Raw genomic sequence first — 17,785 nt, 5'->3', positions numbered from 1 at the left:
CTATTGATAATATAATCAAAAATGCTGTAAAGATTTCCTTTTTTTACAGCATTTTTGATTTTATAGCACCTTATATTAATTACAAATCAAATTTGATTCCTTGCGCAAGTGGTATGGTAGTGGTATAATTAATCGTATTGGTTTGTCTTCGCATATAAACCTTCCATGCATCAGATCCACTCTCACGTCCCCCACCAGTTTCTTTTTCGCCACCAAATGCGCCTCCAATTTCAGCTCCACTGGTTCCAATGTTCACATTGGCAATACCACAATCAGATCCCTGATTGGATAAGAACAGCTCCGCTTCTCGAAGGTTATTGGTCATAATAGCCGAAGAAAGACCTTGAGCAACACCATTTTGCATAGCAATAGCATTCTCAAGATCGCCATCGTATTTTATAAGATATAAAATGGGAGCAAAGGTTTCTTGTTGTACAATATCAAAATCATTAGAAGCTTCCACTACGACCGGTTTTACATAACATCCGCTTTGGTACCCTGGTCCATTAAGTTTCCCACTATCGGTCAGTATTACTCCTCCTTGTGCTTTCACTTTTTCTAGGGCGTGGAGGTATGTATTCACTGCATCTACATCTATTAAAGGTCCTACGTGATTCGACTGGTCTAAAGGATCACCGATCTTCAATTGTGCATAGGCTTCCACTAAGGCATCTTTCACTTGATCGTAAACCTTCTGGTGGACAATTAGTCTTCTAGTGGAGGTACAACGTTGACCACAAGTTCCTACCGCCCCAAATACGGCACCAATAACAGTCATTTTAATATCGGCATCTGGAGTAACAATAATGGCATTGTTTCCACCGAGCTCCAGAAGTGATTTTCCTAATCTACTAGCCACGGTCTGGGCCACAATTTTCCCCATTCTAGTGGATCCTGTTGCAGATACCAATGGGATACGTGTATCTTTACTAATTAGTTCACCTACCCGAGCATCCCCAGTAACTAAACAAGATATCCCTTCAGGAAGATTGTTGTCATTTAAAACTTGCGCTAATAATTTTTGACAACCTACGGCAGTAAGAGGCGTTTTTTCAGAAGGTTTCCAGATGCAGACATCTCCGCATACAAGGGCTAGTGCAGCATTCCAGGACCAAACCGCTACTGGAAAATTAAAAGCAGAAATTATCCCGACTATTCCCAAAGGATGCCATTGCTCATACATGCGATGGCCTGGCCGCTCAGAATGCATGGTCAACCCGTGTAATTGTCTAGAAAGACCAACTGCAAAATCACAAATATCAATCATCTCCTGAACCTCTCCCAGTCCCTCTTGAAAGGATTTTCCCATTTCATAGGAAACCAATTCCCCTAAGGCCGTTTTATTGGCTCGAAGCTTATCGGCGAATTGACGCACAATTTCTCCACGTTGGGGGGCTGGAACTTTCTTCCACTGCTCAAAGGCGGCAGCGGCCGTTTCAATTACCTTATTATAATCGTCCTGGCTAGAGGTCTGAATTTTGGCTATCTGTTTTCCATCAACTGGAGATAGAACATCAATCCATTCTCCGCTTGAAAACCACTGAATTCCAGTTGAACTTCCTTTATTTTCTCCCGCTATGCCAAGCTTTTCTAGAATTTTTTGGTAAGCGGATTCTTTTGTTTGAATAGTCATTTTTATAACTTTTTTAGTTCAATTTGTTGTATTTTAAACCAATATAAGGATTCTTTCACAAAATCATTCAAGGGAATAACTAGAAATAGTCTTTTTATTCCAATAATCAAAGCATAAGTTCGATCCGCTATAAGGGGATCGGTGCTAGAGAAAAAACAATCGATTAATCCTCAGAAATAAAACGAGGATCCACTGGCATGACCGATCCGCATTGGTCACAGCTTCGAAGCGCTTCATCTCTATAGAAGGCCTTGAAGTGCTTTAAAAAATCCTTCTCAATATTATGGAGTGGGAAATAGACCTCGTGTAGTTTATGATTGCAATTATCGCAGTACCAAATTAAACCGTCCTCAATATCAAGATCCATTCGTTTGCGCTCAATTACTAAACCTATCGATCCTTCATCTCGTTCTGGGCTATGAGGTACTCTGGCTGGATGAAGGTACATATCTCCAGGGCCAAGTTCCATGGTTCTCTTTTTTCCATCTTCTTGTATGTGCACCCTTATATTTCCTTCCAACTGATAAAACAATTCTTCTGTCTCATTATAATGATAATCCTTTCTCGCATTCGGACCCGCAACGACCATCACGATATAATCACCAGCATCCTGGTAAAGATTTTTATTTCCGACAGGTGGTTTTAATAAGTCTCTATTTTCTTCTAGCCAACGCTGCAAATTAAAAGGAGGTTTGATCGCCATAGTATTTATTTTTAAAATCTAAAGTTAATCATCTTCCCATAAGTATTAAAATAAGTTGTCTTTTATAATCAAATCACGCCTTTAAAAGCGAAAACGCAACACATTTAAGCTTCCTTAAAGCCTTGGCCATCTACACAGTGTTTCAAAATTTTATTTTTTAATGCATTACTCCTTTTAAAACTGTATAATTTAGTATCTTAACCTTTTAAACCATGCTATTTATCCAATGAAAAAAAGTATCCTTTTCATCTGCATCAGCTTTCTTATGTATGCCTGCACTGAAGGAAACAACGCATCCGATGCTACTGAATCACCCCAAATCCAAGCAGAAAAGCAACCATTTGCCATAGCGATCCATGGTGGCGCAGGGACTATTTATAAAGAAAACATTTCTGACTCCATGGAACTGGCTTATAAAACTGTTTTAGAACAATCCGTTCGCAAGGGGTATAAAATCCTTGAAGATGGTGGAACTAGTTTAGATGCTGTAGAGGCTTGTATAAGAATTTTAGAAGATTCTCCACTATTTAATGCTGGAAAAGGGGCTGTCTTTACCAGCAATGGTACCAACGAACTTGATGCTTCGATAATGGAAGGTAAAACCAAAAATGCAGGGGGCGTTGCCGGTGTAACCACTGTAAAAAATCCTATCACTCTAGCACGAGCTGTGATGGAGCAATCCGAGCATGTTATGCTTGCAAGAGAAGGAGCTGAAGATTTTGCCAAGCACGTTGGTGTCACCCTAGTAGACCCTGAGCATTTCTACACCGAGAGTCGAATGAAGGCTTTAGAGCGTGCCCAACAGAGGGAAAATTCTTTAGAAACTAGTTTTTACGATCCTTATGCCAAGGAAGACAAATTTGGAACTGTTGGCTGCGTTGCGCTGGATAAAGAAGGAAATATTGCTGCAGGAACCTCCACAGGCGGCATGAACAATAAACGATGGGGACGTATAGGGGATTCCCCTATAATTGGGGCTGGCACTTATGCAAATAACAACACTTGCGCAATATCGGCCACCGGATGGGGGGAATACTTTATTCGTGGTGTGATCGCCTATGACATCGCTGCGATGATGGAATATTCGAACCTAAGTTTACATAGTGCAGCACAGAGAGTGATTCACAAAAAATTACCAGAAATGGGAGGCGATGGTGGCATTATCGGCATTGACCAAAAGGGGAATATAGCGATGGTATTTAATACCCCTGGCATGTTTAGAGCAAGTATCGACACAACAGGTACGCTATCCATTAAATTGTATGGTGAGGATCAATAAATCAAATCAAAAATTCCCAGTTTCAACTTAAAAACCAACGAAATGTCTATTAAAAAAATACTGTTTATTGTACTTGCAATAGCACTTGTAGGATGTAAAGACAAAAAGAATGTCGCCCAAGAGCAGCGAGAAAATCTATATAAATTTCGGCAATACATCTCCAATGTCACCAGTGGTGTTATATCCTCTCAGTCAGATGTACTTGTGGTATTTAGAAATCCAGCCTCAACACTTCAGACCAATCAAATTTTAGAAGATGACATTTTAAAGGTTTCACCAAAAACCCAAGGTAAGGTGGTGGCACTGAACAATCAGAGTATTGCTTTTATTCCTGATAATGGCTTCAAACAAGATACGGAATATAGTTTTACCCTTGACCTAAAGGCAATCATAGACACGATTGATTCTGATTATAAGACCTTTACTTTCAAAGTAAAAACTATAAAACAACAATTTAATATAACTACTGAACATCTTCAATCTTATGACAAAGATTGGCAATACCTTCAAGGGGTAGTAAGAAGTAGTGATGTTATGGATCTAAATACAGCCAAATCACTCGTAAGTGCTTCTCAAAATGGAAGCTCCCTATCGATTAAATTTAATGAATCTATAAAAGAGGGTACGCAAATCCCCTTCACCATCGATAGCATTCAACGCCTTGAAGAAGACTCGGAAATACTTATAAAATGGGATGGTTCTAGTTATAACATACAAGACAAAGGCGAAGCTTGGGTAACGATCCCTGGCAAATCTAATTTTACCATTGTAGATATAACCACCTTTGGGGGAGAAGATCAATACTTAGAAATTAATTTTTCAGATCCTCTTAAAAAGAATCAAAATATAGATGGACTCGTAAGTTTACAAGGGGCCAACAATTTGTCTTTTATCATAGAAGGCAATGTTTTAAAGGTCTATCCCGACCAAAAAATCACAGGTGTTTCTGATCTAACTGTATTTGAAGGAATCCTCAACACTCAGGGTAATCCATTAAGAAGCATCCTTGAAGAAAAGGTGGCTTTTGAGCAATTAAAACCACAAGTACGTCTCCTGAGCAGCGGGAATATCCTTCCGAGCTCCAGTAATTTAAAGATCAATTTTGAAGCTGTAAACCTCAAGGCAGTAGATGTTACGGTCATTAAAATTTACCAGGACAACATCCTACAATTTCTTCAAAATTCTGATCTAAACCAATCAGGAAGCCTTAGAAATGTCGGTCGCCCCATCGCAAAAAAAGCCATTCAACTCCAAAGTAATTTAACGGATAATTCTGGGGATTGGAAAGCTTATGCCTTGGATCTTCGCGAGATCATTAGTCCTGATCCGGGTGCAATATATCGCGTAGAATTTTCTTTTGATAAAAAATACAGCGCCTATACTTGTCAGGAGAATAGCGAAACTTTTACGTTAAATAATTTTGACAATTTTAAACAAGACTTGCTGGATTCCAAACAATGGGATCCTACAGATGATTCGTACTATTACGACAATTATGACTATGACTACAATTGGAATGATAGGGATGACCCATGTACTAATTCATACTACTATAACAAGGAAGCTTCCACAAATATTATTGCAAGTGATCTTGCACTAACAGTAAAAAAAGGCAAGAATGAATCCTATTTTGTCGCTGTGAACCATATCGTATCCACTGAGCCACTCCCTGGAGCCAAAATAACTTTTTACAACTACCAGCAACAACCTATAGGAAGCATCACCACGGATCAAAGCGGTACCGCTGTATTTGATTCTCCATCCCCTGCATATTTTGCAATTGCTGAAAATGATAATCAAAAGACTTATATCAAACTCAACGATGGAAATGCCCTTTCCATTAGTAAGTTTGACGTCTCAGGTGTTGAACTACAAAAAGGGATCAAAGGATTTATTTATGGGGAAAGAGGTGTATGGCGTCCTGGAGATACCATCCACTTAAACTTCATTCTAAACGATACCAAAAGTCCTATTCCATCACAACATCCTGTATTGTTTGAATTATCAGACCCTTATGGCAAAGTGGTCGCTAAAAAGACCCTTATTGATGGCCTAGGCGGTTTCTATAATTTTTCTACACCGACCAACCCCGAGGCTACCACTGGCACTTACTTGGCAAAGGTTAAAATTGGTGGCGCAACTTTTAGCAAGCGTATTAAAGTAGAGACTATTAAACCCAATCGTCTAAAAATAAAGACTAGTTTTGATCAAGAAATTCTAAGCTCAGAGCAACCCATAACAGGAGCGCTTCAGGTGAATTGGTTACACGGAGCCGTTGCCAAGAATTTAAAAAGTGACATTAATGTTCGATTTTCAAAAACAACTACCCGTTTTGACGATTTTCCAAATTATGTATTTGACGATCCTACCTCTTCCTTTAATTCGCAAGACTTAGTTATTTTCAATGGTACGGTTAACACGCAGGGAAAGGCAAGCTTTAGCCTTAGTCCAGAATTAAAAGGCAAAGCACCAGGGCAATTACAAGCCACCTTTATTACAAAAGTTTATGAGAACGGTGGTGATTTTAGTACCGATGTCACTTCGGTTACCTATTCGCCTTACCAGACTTTTGTCGGATTAAAGGTTCCAGAGGGTGATCAAAGAAATATGTTAGTGACCGATCAAGATCACAATTTTGACATCGTTACATTAAACGCCGCTGGTGAACCAGAAGCTGTTGAAGATTTAGAAGTCAGTGTATATAAAGTCAACTGGAGATGGTGGTGGGATACCTCCGAGGAAAACTTATCTACTTTCAACAGTAGTAACTACCAAGAAAAAGTATATAGCACCACGGTAAGCACAAATTCCAATGGAAAAGCATCTTTTAAATTTAACATCAGATATCCAGAATGGGGGCGGTATTTAGTACGAGTTGAAGATAAAAAAGGGATGCATTCGACCGCAGAAACGGTTTATATTGATTGGCCAGGCTGGGCAGGAAAATCCAAAAATCAGGATTCAGAAGCGGCAACTATGCTTGTATTCTCCGCAGATAAGGAGTCCTATACAGTAGGTCAAGAAGCCTTAGTGACCTTTCCCTCATCCCTGGGTGGTCGCGCGCTTGTTACCATTGAGAACGGCAACGAAGTCTTAGAGTCTTTATGGGTATTAACACAACAAGGAGAAACTAAATTTCAGTTGCCGATCCAAAGAAAATATGCCCCAAATGTCTATATTCATATTTCTTTAATTCAGCCACATGCAAAAAGTGAAAATGACGCACCAATTCGTATGTATGGTGTGATCCCGATAAAAGTTACAAACCCGGAAACTATCCTACAGCCCAGTATTGTTATGCCTGATCAATTAGAACCAGAGGGTCATTTCACCATCGAAGTTTCCGAAAAGAATTCCAAACCAATGACCTATACCGTGGCGGTAGTTGATGAAGGATTATTGGATCTCACCAATTTTAAAACACCCAATCCATGGGATGATTTCTTTGCCAGAGAGGCCCTTGGGGTAAAGACTTGGGATGTGTATGATCAAATCGTAGGTGCGTTCGGAGGACGTATTGACCAGGTGTTCAGTATTGGCGGTGATGGCATGGCCTCGGCAGCAGGTACCAAAAAAGCCAATCGATTTAAACCAATGGTTACGTTTTTAGGACCATTCCAATTGGGTCAAGGAGAGAAAAACAGCCACCAGATACATGTGCCAAAATACATCGGTTCTGTTCGCACTATGGTCATTGCAGGAAACGTTGATAAAAATGCGTATGGGATGGCAGAGAAAACTACACCAGTGAAAAAACCCCTTATGGTGTTGGCCTCTGCCCCTAGAAAAATAACTCCAAAAGAACGCGTAACTGTACCAGTAACGGTATTTGCAATGGAACCATCGGTTAAAAATGTTACCGTAAAATTAAAAGAAAATTCACATTTTGAAATTATAGGACAGCCGCAGAAAACCGTACAATTTGATCAACCGGATGAGAAAATGGTTTTCTTTGAACTTCAGGTTAATCAAATCTCAGGAATTGGCCAAATTGAAGTTCTTGCCCAGTCGGAAAATCAAAAGGCTAGCTATGATATTGAGCTTGATGTTATCAATCCCAATCCAATCACAACCCAGGTTACCCCACTAACCTTAGAGGGGAATCAGGAATCCGTCTTAAATTTTAAAACTTTCGGAATCAGTGGTAGCAACTCTGCAGCGATCGAGTTCTCTACTTTACCGCCAATGGATTTTACGAATCGTTTACAATATTTGATACGATATCCTTATGGTTGCATCGAGCAAATTACCTCAGCTGCTTTTCCCCAACTGTATTTGGAGGGCATTTTTGACTTGACCTTTGATAGAAAAAAAGACATTCAACAAAATGTAGAAAAAGCCATTGAGCGTCTTGGCCGATTCCAATTAGTGGGTGGAGGGTTTTCATATTGGCCAGGTCAGTCCTATGCCAATGATTGGAGTACTTCCTATGCGGGTCATTTCTTACTGGAGGCTGAAAAATTAGGATATGTGATGCCCATTGGATTCAAGACCAAATGGATACAATACCAACAACAACGTGCAAAAGCTTGGAGATCTTCACACAATGGTTCTTCCCTTGCTCAGGCCTATCGTTTGTATACCTTAGCTTTAGCGGGTCAGGCCGATGTCTCTTCTATGAATAGACTCAGAGAAACCCCTCAAATATCAAACTATGCAAAATTAAGACTTGCTGCAGCCTACGCCCTTATCGGTCAGGCGCAAGTGGCAAGTACTATTTTTGAAAACGCCAATATTAGTTACCATGGGGTTAATTACGACTATTACACCTATGGATCAAAGGAACGAAATATGGCTATGGGATTGGAAACATTAGTGCTGCTCGATAAAAAGGAACAGGCATTAGCCTTAGCTCAGTCCATTGCCAAGGCATTGGAGTCTGACCAGTGGATGAGTACGCAAACCACAGCCTATAGTTTACTTGCCATGTCAAAGTTTGCCAGTTATATCGGTGGGAAAGCCATGAGCCTTTCCTATTCTCTTAACGGGAAAAGTGAGTCTATTTCAACGAAAAAATCTTTAGCCCATCGTGCGCTTGCAATCTCCGAAGGTGCGTATAATATCCGGATAAATAACCAGGGAGATAACACTGTTTTTGTCCGATTAATTACCAGCGGAAAATTAGAAGTTGGCTCAGAAAAACCGATTTCAAGAAACTTAAAATCGAGTGTCGTTTATAAGGGCAGAAACGGGGAGGCATTGAATGTTTCTGAGCTAAATCAGGGAACAAACTTTGTTTCTGAGATTACCATCACAAATACCCAAGGAGATGACATTGACAATCTTGCACTCACGCAGCTCATACCAAGTGGTTGGGAAATTGTAAATACCCGTTTTACGGACTTTGGTAACTTTAAAGAAAACGATGTCACTCATACCGACCTTCGAGATGATCGCTGTAGCTTCTTTTTCGACTTAAAGGGGCATGAGAGCAAAACATTTCGATTGTTACTCAATGCTTCTTATTTGGGTAGGTATTACCTGCCTGGGATTCAGTGCCAAGCTATGTATGACAATAATTATCTAGCCAGAACAAATGGCATGTGGGTAGCGGTCACACAATAAGATTAAACCAAGGGTGAAGTATACAGGGATTAGAGGCATTAGCAAACATAATGGCATTGTAATAATAGGGGTGGTAGTGTTGATCACAGCCTACTATTTTTGTTTGCCCAACACCCTGTTTTCGGTGCCCAGCGCTACTGTAATTCAAAGTCGCGAAGGCAACTTACTAAGTGCTAGAATCGCGGAAGACCAGCAATGGCGTTTTCCAAAAATTGATAGTGTTCCAAATAAATTTAAAACCTGTATTTTAGAATTTGAGGATGCTTACTTTTATTACCATACCGGTTACAATCCTATTTCAATTTTCAAGGCGTTTTGGAGTAATATAAAAGCCGGTAAGATTGTTCGAGGAGGGAGCACCTTAACCCAGCAAGTTATTCGACTCTCTAGAGAAGGGAAACGACGGACTTATTTTGAAAAAGGGATTGAACTCCTTTTAGCTACCCGCGCAGAACTCCGATATACCAAGGAAGAAATATTAAACTTGTATGCCTCTCATGCTCCCTTTGGTGGTAATGTCGTAGGTTTGGAAATGGCCTCTTGGCGATATTTTGGCCTATCTCCGGATCAACTCTCATGGGCAGAAAGTGCTACCCTAGCGGTATTACCCAATGCCCCTGCTCTAATCTACCCTGGAAGAAATAAATCAGCACTTCGAGCGAAAAGGGACTTTTTGCTTACCAAACTATTAAAGAATCAAAAAATAGATTCACTCACCTATCAACTCGCTCTAACCGAACCCCTTCCTGACAAACCGTTTTCCCTGCCCCATCATGCACCGCATTTATTACAAGAGGTAGCTCTGAAAAATAAAGGTCATAAAATCACCACAACGATCGATTATCAATTACAACTTCAGGTGAATAATTTGGTCAAAAGACATCATAACAATCTAAAGCAAAATGGGGTGCACAATACCGCGGTCCTGGTCATGGATATTCCAACTAGGGAAGTATTAGCCTATATTGGAAATAGCCCAACAAGCAGTGCTAATGAAAAGGATGTGGATATCATCGTAGCCCCCAGAAGCACAGGAAGCTTATTAAAACCATTTCTGTATGCAGCCATGCTAGACAACGGCACCCTTTTACCCGAGACATTAGTGGCCGATGTTCCGACACAAATCGCTGGATATCGACCCGAGAATTACAGCCAACAATACGCAGGTGCCGTGAGTGCCAGAAGAGCTTTAATACAATCCTTAAATGTTCCATCGGTGCGATTATTGCAGTCTTACGGCTTGGATAAATTTCATACTCAACTTAAGAAACTACAACAAGATTATATTGATAAGCCGGCAAATTATTACGGATTGTCCCTTATACTCGGTGGAGCGGAAAGTAGTCTTTGGGACCTATGTAAGGCCTATGCTGGAATGGCCTCCACAGTGAATCATTACACACAAACATCCAGTGAATATTACGACAATGAATTTATTGACCCCATTATATTAAAAGGAGAAAAAGCCGATTTTGGCCACCGAAGTATGCAACCTCCCTTATTTGATGCTGGAAGCTTTTTTCAAACACTGGAAGCATTAAAAGAAGTAAACCGACCAGAGGGAGAGCAGGCTTGGATATATTACAAGGATGCACAACCAGTGGCTTGGAAAACAGGCACAAGTTTTGGGAACCGAGACGCCTGGGCTATTGGAGTAACTTCCACCTACCTCGTTGGTGTCTGGGTAGGTAATGCCGACGGGGAAGGAAGACCGATGACAACAGGTGTGGGAAGTGCTGCCCCACTGATGTTTGATGTTTTTAATACCCTCCCTCTTACCCCATGGTTTGATACGCCTTTTGATGCACTAACGGAAGTCTCTGTATGTGCTAACAGTGGTTATTTGGCTTCTCCTATTTGCCCTTTGGAGACCACCTCAGTACCAAAAGCTGGAATCCGTTTTAAAGTATGTCCATACCATCGCTTAGTTCACCTAGATGCTAAAAAACAATTTCAGGTAAATTCCTCCTGCTATCCGATGGAGAAAATGATTACTACGCCATGGTTTGTTCTACCTTCTCTAATGGCCTATTATTACAAATCATCTAATCCATATTATAAAAACTTACCTCCGCTAAGAGCAGATTGTAAGCCTGGTGAATCCATCATGCCATTCGAATTTATCTATCCCAAAGATCAAAGTAAGATTGTACTCACAAAAGGATTCGATGGCAACACCAATGAGCTTATCTGCAAAATTGCGCATTCAGATCCCCAGTCCACCCTTTATTGGTATTTAGATGATCATTTTATAGGACAAACCAAGCGATTTCATGAAATGGCCATATTACCAAGCGAAGGCATCCACCGCATTACACTAGTTGACACCTATGGAAATCAGCAAAGCATTGTTGTTGAAATTCAAAGAACACATTAATTGAACTAACTGTAAAAATCCATATTAATATCGTACCTTCATAGGTGGTATAGAAATGAAATTCCCAATGAAAATTAACACTTTTTCCAACCGCAACAGACAAGAAATCAACAAAAAAATTCGTAACGACACCTACGATCTTATCGTCATTGGAGGCGGAATCACAGGTGCTGGAATTCTTTTAGACGCTGCATCAAGAGGATTAAAAACACTTCTAATTGAAAAAGGAGATTATTCCTCTGGCACCAGTAGTAAATCCACTAAACTTATCCATGGGGGGTTGCGTTATTTAAAGCAATTTGACTTTTGGCTAGTTAAAGAAGTAGGGACCGAGCGAGCCATTGTTCACAAACTTGCACCTCATTTAGTACAGCCAGAAAAAATGTTACTCCCGCTAGTGGAAAAAGGCTCCTATGGAAAATGGCTGACCTCCATTGGGCTTAAAATTTATGATATTTTAGCCAATGTCGAAGGGGAAGATCAACGTCAAATGTTAGACAAGAAACAGGCTCTGAAAAAAGAACCATTGTTACCCAAGAAAATTCTAAAAGGAGCCGGATACTACGCTGAATACAGAACGGATGATGCTAGGTTAACTCTGGAGGTAATTAAAACTGCTCTTAATTACGGTGCTACTGCCATAAATTACACCGAGGTAGAAGCGTTCCTTTACAAGGAAAATATGGTAAAAGGGGTGAAGGTCTTCGACCATTTACTTAATGAACATTATTGCATCGATGCTGCGCACATTATCAATGCTACGGGACCATGGGTTGATGATATTAGACGTCTAAATAAGAGCGTTCAGGGAGATACTCTACAGTTAACCAAGGGAGTACATCTGGTTTTTCCACATGAAAAACTCCCTGTTACACAATCTATTTACTTTGACGTGCCCGATGGCAGAATGATATTTGCCATCCCAAGAGGAAAAATAACCTATGTAGGTACTACCGATACACTTTACAACGAGAATAAAGAAGAGGTGCGTACCGAGGTCGTAGATGCCATTTATTTAATTGAGGCGGTAAATCATATGTTTCCTAAGGTAAATCTCACCTTAGAAGATGTGGTCTCCTCTTGGGCTGGTCTTAGGCCGTTAATTCAACAAGAAGGTAAATCCCCTTCAGAACTCTCTCGGAAAGATGAGATCTTTGTTTCTCCCACAGATCTTGTAAGTATTGCTGGGGGGAAGCTCACTGGGTATCGAAAAATGGCGGAGCGGGCGCTTGATAAAGTGATTGACCGTTTGGATAAACAAAAGCGGAATACTCTTAAAAATTGCCATACAGACACCATCAAAATAAGTGGTGGCCCTTGGGGAAATTACAGTGAAGTTACACAGTACATTAAAGAAATATATCAACTTATTGCTCCTTTAGGGTTTACGCGGCATGATGCTTGGTTTCTAGTGACCACCTATGGCAAGCAAACCAAAGAGATCTTAAAAATCTTTGAAACCTTAAGTGAAAAAGACATCTACAAAAAACTAATTCTAGCGGAGTTTCAGTTTTGTGCAGACTATGAAATGATCGCTAACCCTTCTGATTTTTTCATACGTAGAACAGGTCGTTTATTTTTCGATATCCAAAGCCTAAAAGATCATCTAGATACTATCCTGGAGGCTTATAAGCACTACTTTAAGGCCAGTGATTCACAAGTGAAAAAGGAGCAATTAAAACTACTAAAAGCAATTAATAACAGTGAACTTCACTGATTGAAAAAACAAATGAGTCTGCATTTAATTTAATTTATAAACCAATTTTTGATGCTTTAGTTCAGTTAAGAGTTCATTGGATATGTGGACCTTTTGCTTTCTCGATGGCATGGTTAATTTGATTTTATGCTCCTTTTCATGCACTACAAAATTCAAAGTGCGATCACCGCTATGATAGGAGAGTAGCTCTTTTAAATTTCTAATTCGCTCCTCTTCTAATTCATTTAGTTTTAGATGGATCGTTAATTTTCTAGCGTACTTCTCCAGGACATCCTGTAATTGCTCCATACTGTTAAACTGCATCCTTGGATCTCCCTTTTTACCGGTATCTCGATTAACCCATCCCTCACGAATAAATACCTTAATGTAAATAAAGGAATTGAGCATTAAGAAATGGCGGAATTTAAGATATTCCTCCCCAAAGATTCTAAACTCATAGGAGTCATTGTAGTCCTCCACGGTAAATAATGCCCAACCTTTTCCATTCTTAGAGGTTCGGTGTTGCACATCTGAAATAACACCAGCAAACGAAATCTCTTTATTGACCATGTCCTCCAAGTGGTTGAACAAACCAATATGTCCATTACAAAATACGGATATTTCGGTTTTAAAATCGTCCAATGGATGACCAGAGATGTAAATTCCCACAACCTCTTTTTCACGTCTGAGCTTCTCCATGGTTCCCCATGTTTCACAAGGTGGAACCTCGGGTTCTGGGATTTGAACATCACTGGATTCCCCAAATAGACTCACCTGGGCTGAATTTTTACTTTCTTGATATTTGGCACCATATTTCAACGCCTTTTCTAAAAAAGAAACGCCATCCCCTTCATGATGAAAATACTGCGCTCTATGGGTGGCAGAGAACGAATCAAATCCGCCAGCTAAAGCAAGGTTTTCAAAAGCTTTTTTATTGGCTGCACGTAGATCAATGCGTTTGGCTAAATCAAATACAGATCTATATTTCCCATCCTTTCTACAATTCACAATGGTTTCTACTGCAGCCTTTCCAACTCCTTTCACAGCTCCCATACCAAATCGAATTGCTCCAATATCATTTACAGTAAACTTATAGAACGATTCATTTACATCAGGACCCAACACTTGAATTCCCATGCGCTTACATTCTTCTAAGAAAAAGGTCACCTGTTTGATGTCATTCATATTGTTAGAAAGTACGGCGGCCATGTACTCTGCTGGGTAATTTGCTTTAAGGTAAGCGGTCTGGTAGCCAATCCACGCATAACAAGTCGAGTGTGACTTATTAAAGGCATAACTAGCAAAGGCTTCCCAATCTTTCCAAATTTTTTCTAAAACGTTTCGTGGATGTCCTTTTGCTTCTCCTCCATCGAGGAACTTTGGTTTTAATTGCTCCAAGAGGGCAAATATCTTTTTACCCATCGCCTTACGAAGCATATCCGCTTCCCCCTTAGTAAAACCCGCCAATTTTTGAGAAAGTAACATCACCTGCTCCTGATATACTGTAATTCCGTAGGTCTCATCAAGGTACTCCTCCATGGCTGGCAAGTCGTATACAATTGGCTCATCTCCGTGCTTTCTGCGAATAAAACTCGGAATGTATTCTAACGGCCCAGGACGATATAAAGCGTTCATCGCAATTAAGTCAGCAAAAACTGTAGGTTTGAGATCCTTCATATGTTTTTGCATTCCAGCAGATTCATATTGGAATATCCCAACAGTTTCACCCGCTTGAAACAATTCATAGGTTTTCTGATCGTCTAAAGGAAATTCATCTGGATTTAAATCAATTCCATGTTTGAACTTTACTAATTTGACAGTGTCTTTTATAAGTGTCAAGGTTTTTAACCCTAAGAAGTCCATCTTTAAAAGTCCTGCACTTTCCACCACAGAGTTGTCAAACTGCGTAACATATAAGTCAGAATCCTTAGCGATGGATACTGGTACAAATTTGGTAATATCATCAGGAGTAATAATGACCCCACAGGCATGGATTCCAGTATTTCGAAGAGAACCTTCAAGGACTCTTGCCTGATTTACTGTTTGTGCCTCTAGGTCATCCCCTTCAGAAATGTTCTTTAGTTCAAAAACCTTTTCAAGTTCTTCAGCCCGAAGACTTTCTTTTAACTTACTATCCTCCATCCCAAATATTTTACCCAACTTCATATTGGGAATCAATTTGGCGATACGATCGGCATCGTGGAGCGGTAGATCCAAAACCCTAGCAGTATCTCTAATGGATGATTTTGCTGCCATGGTTCCATAAGTGATAATTTGCGCTACTTGATTTGCACCGTACTTTTTGATCACATAGTCCATTACTTTGCTGCGCCCTTCATCGTCAAAGTCAATATCAATATCGGGAAGGGAAACACGATCTGGATTTAGAAACCGCTCAAAAAGTAGGTCGTATTCAATGGGGTCTAAATTGGTAATTCCTAAGCAATAGGCTACTGCGGATCCTGCAGCTGATCCACGACCTGGACCAACAGACACATCCATCTCACGTGCTGCTGCTATGAAGTCTTGCACTATTAAAAAGTAACCAGGATAACCAGTATTTTCAATCACACTAAGTTCAAAGTCCAATCGTTCTTTAATCTCCGGGGTTATTTCAGCATATCTTCTTTTGGCACCTTGATAGGTTAAGTGTTTTAAATAGTTGTTTTCACCTCTTTTACCACCATCAATTTTATCCTCCTCAACTTGGAATTGTTCTGGAATATCAAAGGCAGGCAACAGCACATCTCTTGCCAACTCATAAGGTTCGACCTTGTCAATAATCTCTTGAATGGAGAAGATCGCCTCAGGAATATCCTTAAATATCGCCTTCATTTCCTGGCTGCTCTTATAATAATATTCTTGGTTTGGCAACCCATAACGATACCCACGTCCTCTTCCAATAGGTGTATTTTTTTTCTCCCCATCCTTTACGCATAGAAGAATATCGTGCGCATTGGCATCTTCTTTACTGATATAATAAGTGTTATTAGTGGCCACAAGTTTCAGACCATGCTTTTGGGCTAATTTGATCAGATCTCCATTAACGCGATCCTCGTCCTCTTGATTATGACGGATCACCTCTACGTAAAGATCTTCACCAAATTGTTCTTTCCACCATAAAAGCGCTTCTTCGGCCTGAACCTCCCCTACATTTAATAACTTTGAAGGCACTTCACCATAGAGATTTCCAGTGAGTACTATAATGTCCTCCTTATACTGCTCCACCACTTTTTTATCAATTCGAGGGACATAGTAAAATCCTTCTGTATAGGCGATAGAGGACATTTTGGCAAGATTGTGATAGCCGTTTTTATTTTTAGCCAACATCACAATTTGATATCCATTATCTTTTACAGATTTATCCAAGTGGTTTTCACACACATTGATAGTACAACCTACAATGGGTTTAATCAGTACTTGCGATGGTGGAATTCCAGCCTCCTGGTCAGCCTTATTCTGGGCGAGTGCAGCTTTATTGTGATTGCCTACTTCCTTCACAAAATGGAAGGCTCCCATCATGTTATTCATATCGGTAATGGAAACCGCAGGCATTTTATGCTCAGCAGTTGCTTTGACCAAATCCGAAATACTAGCGGTAGATTGCAGTATGGAAAACTGCGTATAATTGTGTAGGTGTGCAAAGGTTGCACCCTGGAGATCTTTTATATTTTTATGAAGCTCTTCTTTGGATAACGCTTCATCAGGGGATTCTTTGGCAAGTTCCTTACGAATCTTGTCCGAGGCTTCTTTTAGGTTAATATGTTTTAACCCTATAAGTTGGATTGGCGTAGGGTTTGCCAAATTAAAGTTTCTGAAATAGTCCTCAGGAACATCTAGTTCTTCACGAGTGAAAACTTGCTTACGAATTAACTCTAAAAAACAACGTGATGTGGCTTCCACATCCGCTGTAGCATTATGAGCCTCCGCAAAAGGTTCTTGAAACAGAAATTCATGCAATTCCGTTAAAGTTGGTAATTTAAACTTCCCTCCTCTACCACCAGGAATTTGACACATACTAGCGGTGACCTCTGTGCAGGTATCTAGTACAGGTAGGCTTTCCATCACATTTGGTATGCCTAAACGATAAAATTCAGCCCCCATGATATTGACATCAAAACCAACATTTTGACCTACAATAAATTTGGTTTGTTCGAGTACTTTAGAGAACTTCTCTAGCACTTCCTGTAATGAAACCCCTTGCTCTTGGGCAAGTTCAGTAGAAATTCCGTGAATTTTTTCAGCATCAAATGGAATATTAAAACCCTCAGGCCTAATGAGATAATCCTGATGCTCGATCACAGCTCCCATGTCATCGTGTAATTGCCATGCAATTTGAACCGCTCTTGGCCAATTATCCACATCGCTTATGGGGGCATCCCATCGCTTTGGCAATCCAGTAGTTTCTGTATCAAAAATCAGGTACATATAACGCTATCTATTTAGTATTGAAGATCTTAGTCGTAACGACTTTAAAAACTTAAAAATACATAATTTAAAGGGAGTTTGAAACCGAAACTAAAAAGAGTTAT

Annotated in this window: 7 protein-coding genes; 4 read left to right on the top strand and 3 right to left on the bottom strand. The window is 40.0% G+C overall.

What is annotated here, in order from left to right:
- Positions 1-79 precede the first annotated feature (79 nt).
- Positions 80-1,633 (bottom strand): L-piperidine-6-carboxylate dehydrogenase, encoded by a 1,554-nt coding sequence (amaB, locus tag VKY50_RS11160; RefSeq protein WP_324301860.1) that lies wholly within the window; start codon positions 1,631-1,633, stop codon positions 80-82.
- Positions 1,634-1,796: 163 nt separating this feature from the next.
- Positions 1,797-2,336: a 3-hydroxyanthranilate 3,4-dioxygenase gene (locus tag VKY50_RS11155; RefSeq protein ID WP_324301858.1), complete on the bottom strand. Its 540-nt coding sequence runs from the start codon at positions 2,334-2,336 to the stop codon at positions 1,797-1,799.
- A 226-nt stretch (positions 2,337-2,562) separates the two neighbouring features.
- Here VKY50_RS11155 and VKY50_RS11150 point away from each other — a divergent pair, with 226 nt between their 5' ends.
- From VKY50_RS11150 to VKY50_RS11135, 4 genes are all read left to right on the top strand, one after another.
- On the top strand, positions 2,563-3,615 hold the full coding sequence (locus tag VKY50_RS11150) for an isoaspartyl peptidase/L-asparaginase family protein (protein ID WP_324301855.1): 1,053 nt from the start codon (positions 2,563-2,565) through the stop codon (positions 3,613-3,615).
- A gap of 42 nt (positions 3,616-3,657) precedes the next feature.
- Complete coding sequence (locus VKY50_RS11145) at positions 3,658-9,180, top strand: alpha-2-macroglobulin family protein (protein ID WP_324301853.1); 5,523 nt, start codon at positions 3,658-3,660, stop codon at positions 9,178-9,180.
- A 13-nt stretch (positions 9,181-9,193) separates the two neighbouring features.
- Positions 9,194-11,557, top strand: a complete 2,364-nt coding sequence (gene pbpC / locus VKY50_RS11140; protein WP_324301851.1) for a penicillin-binding protein 1C — start codon at positions 9,194-9,196, stop codon at positions 11,555-11,557.
- Between the two features lie 67 nt (positions 11,558-11,624).
- Positions 11,625-13,274: a glycerol-3-phosphate dehydrogenase/oxidase gene (locus VKY50_RS11135; RefSeq protein ID WP_324301849.1), complete on the top strand. Its 1,650-nt coding sequence runs from the start codon at positions 11,625-11,627 to the stop codon at positions 13,272-13,274.
- A 24-nt stretch (positions 13,275-13,298) separates the two neighbouring features.
- Here the strand turns inward: VKY50_RS11135 and dnaE are convergent, their stop codons facing one another.
- Complete coding sequence (gene dnaE / locus VKY50_RS11130) at positions 13,299-17,681, bottom strand: DNA polymerase III subunit alpha (protein ID WP_324301847.1); 4,383 nt, start codon at positions 17,679-17,681, stop codon at positions 13,299-13,301.
- Positions 17,682-17,785: the final 104 nt, after the last annotated feature.

Origin of the sequence: Galbibacter sp. (assembly GCF_035306585.1) — a bacterium.
Classification (GTDB): Bacteria; Bacteroidota; Bacteroidia; order Flavobacteriales; family Flavobacteriaceae; genus Galbibacter.
This window is presented reverse-complemented; position numbering and strand designations above follow the sequence as displayed.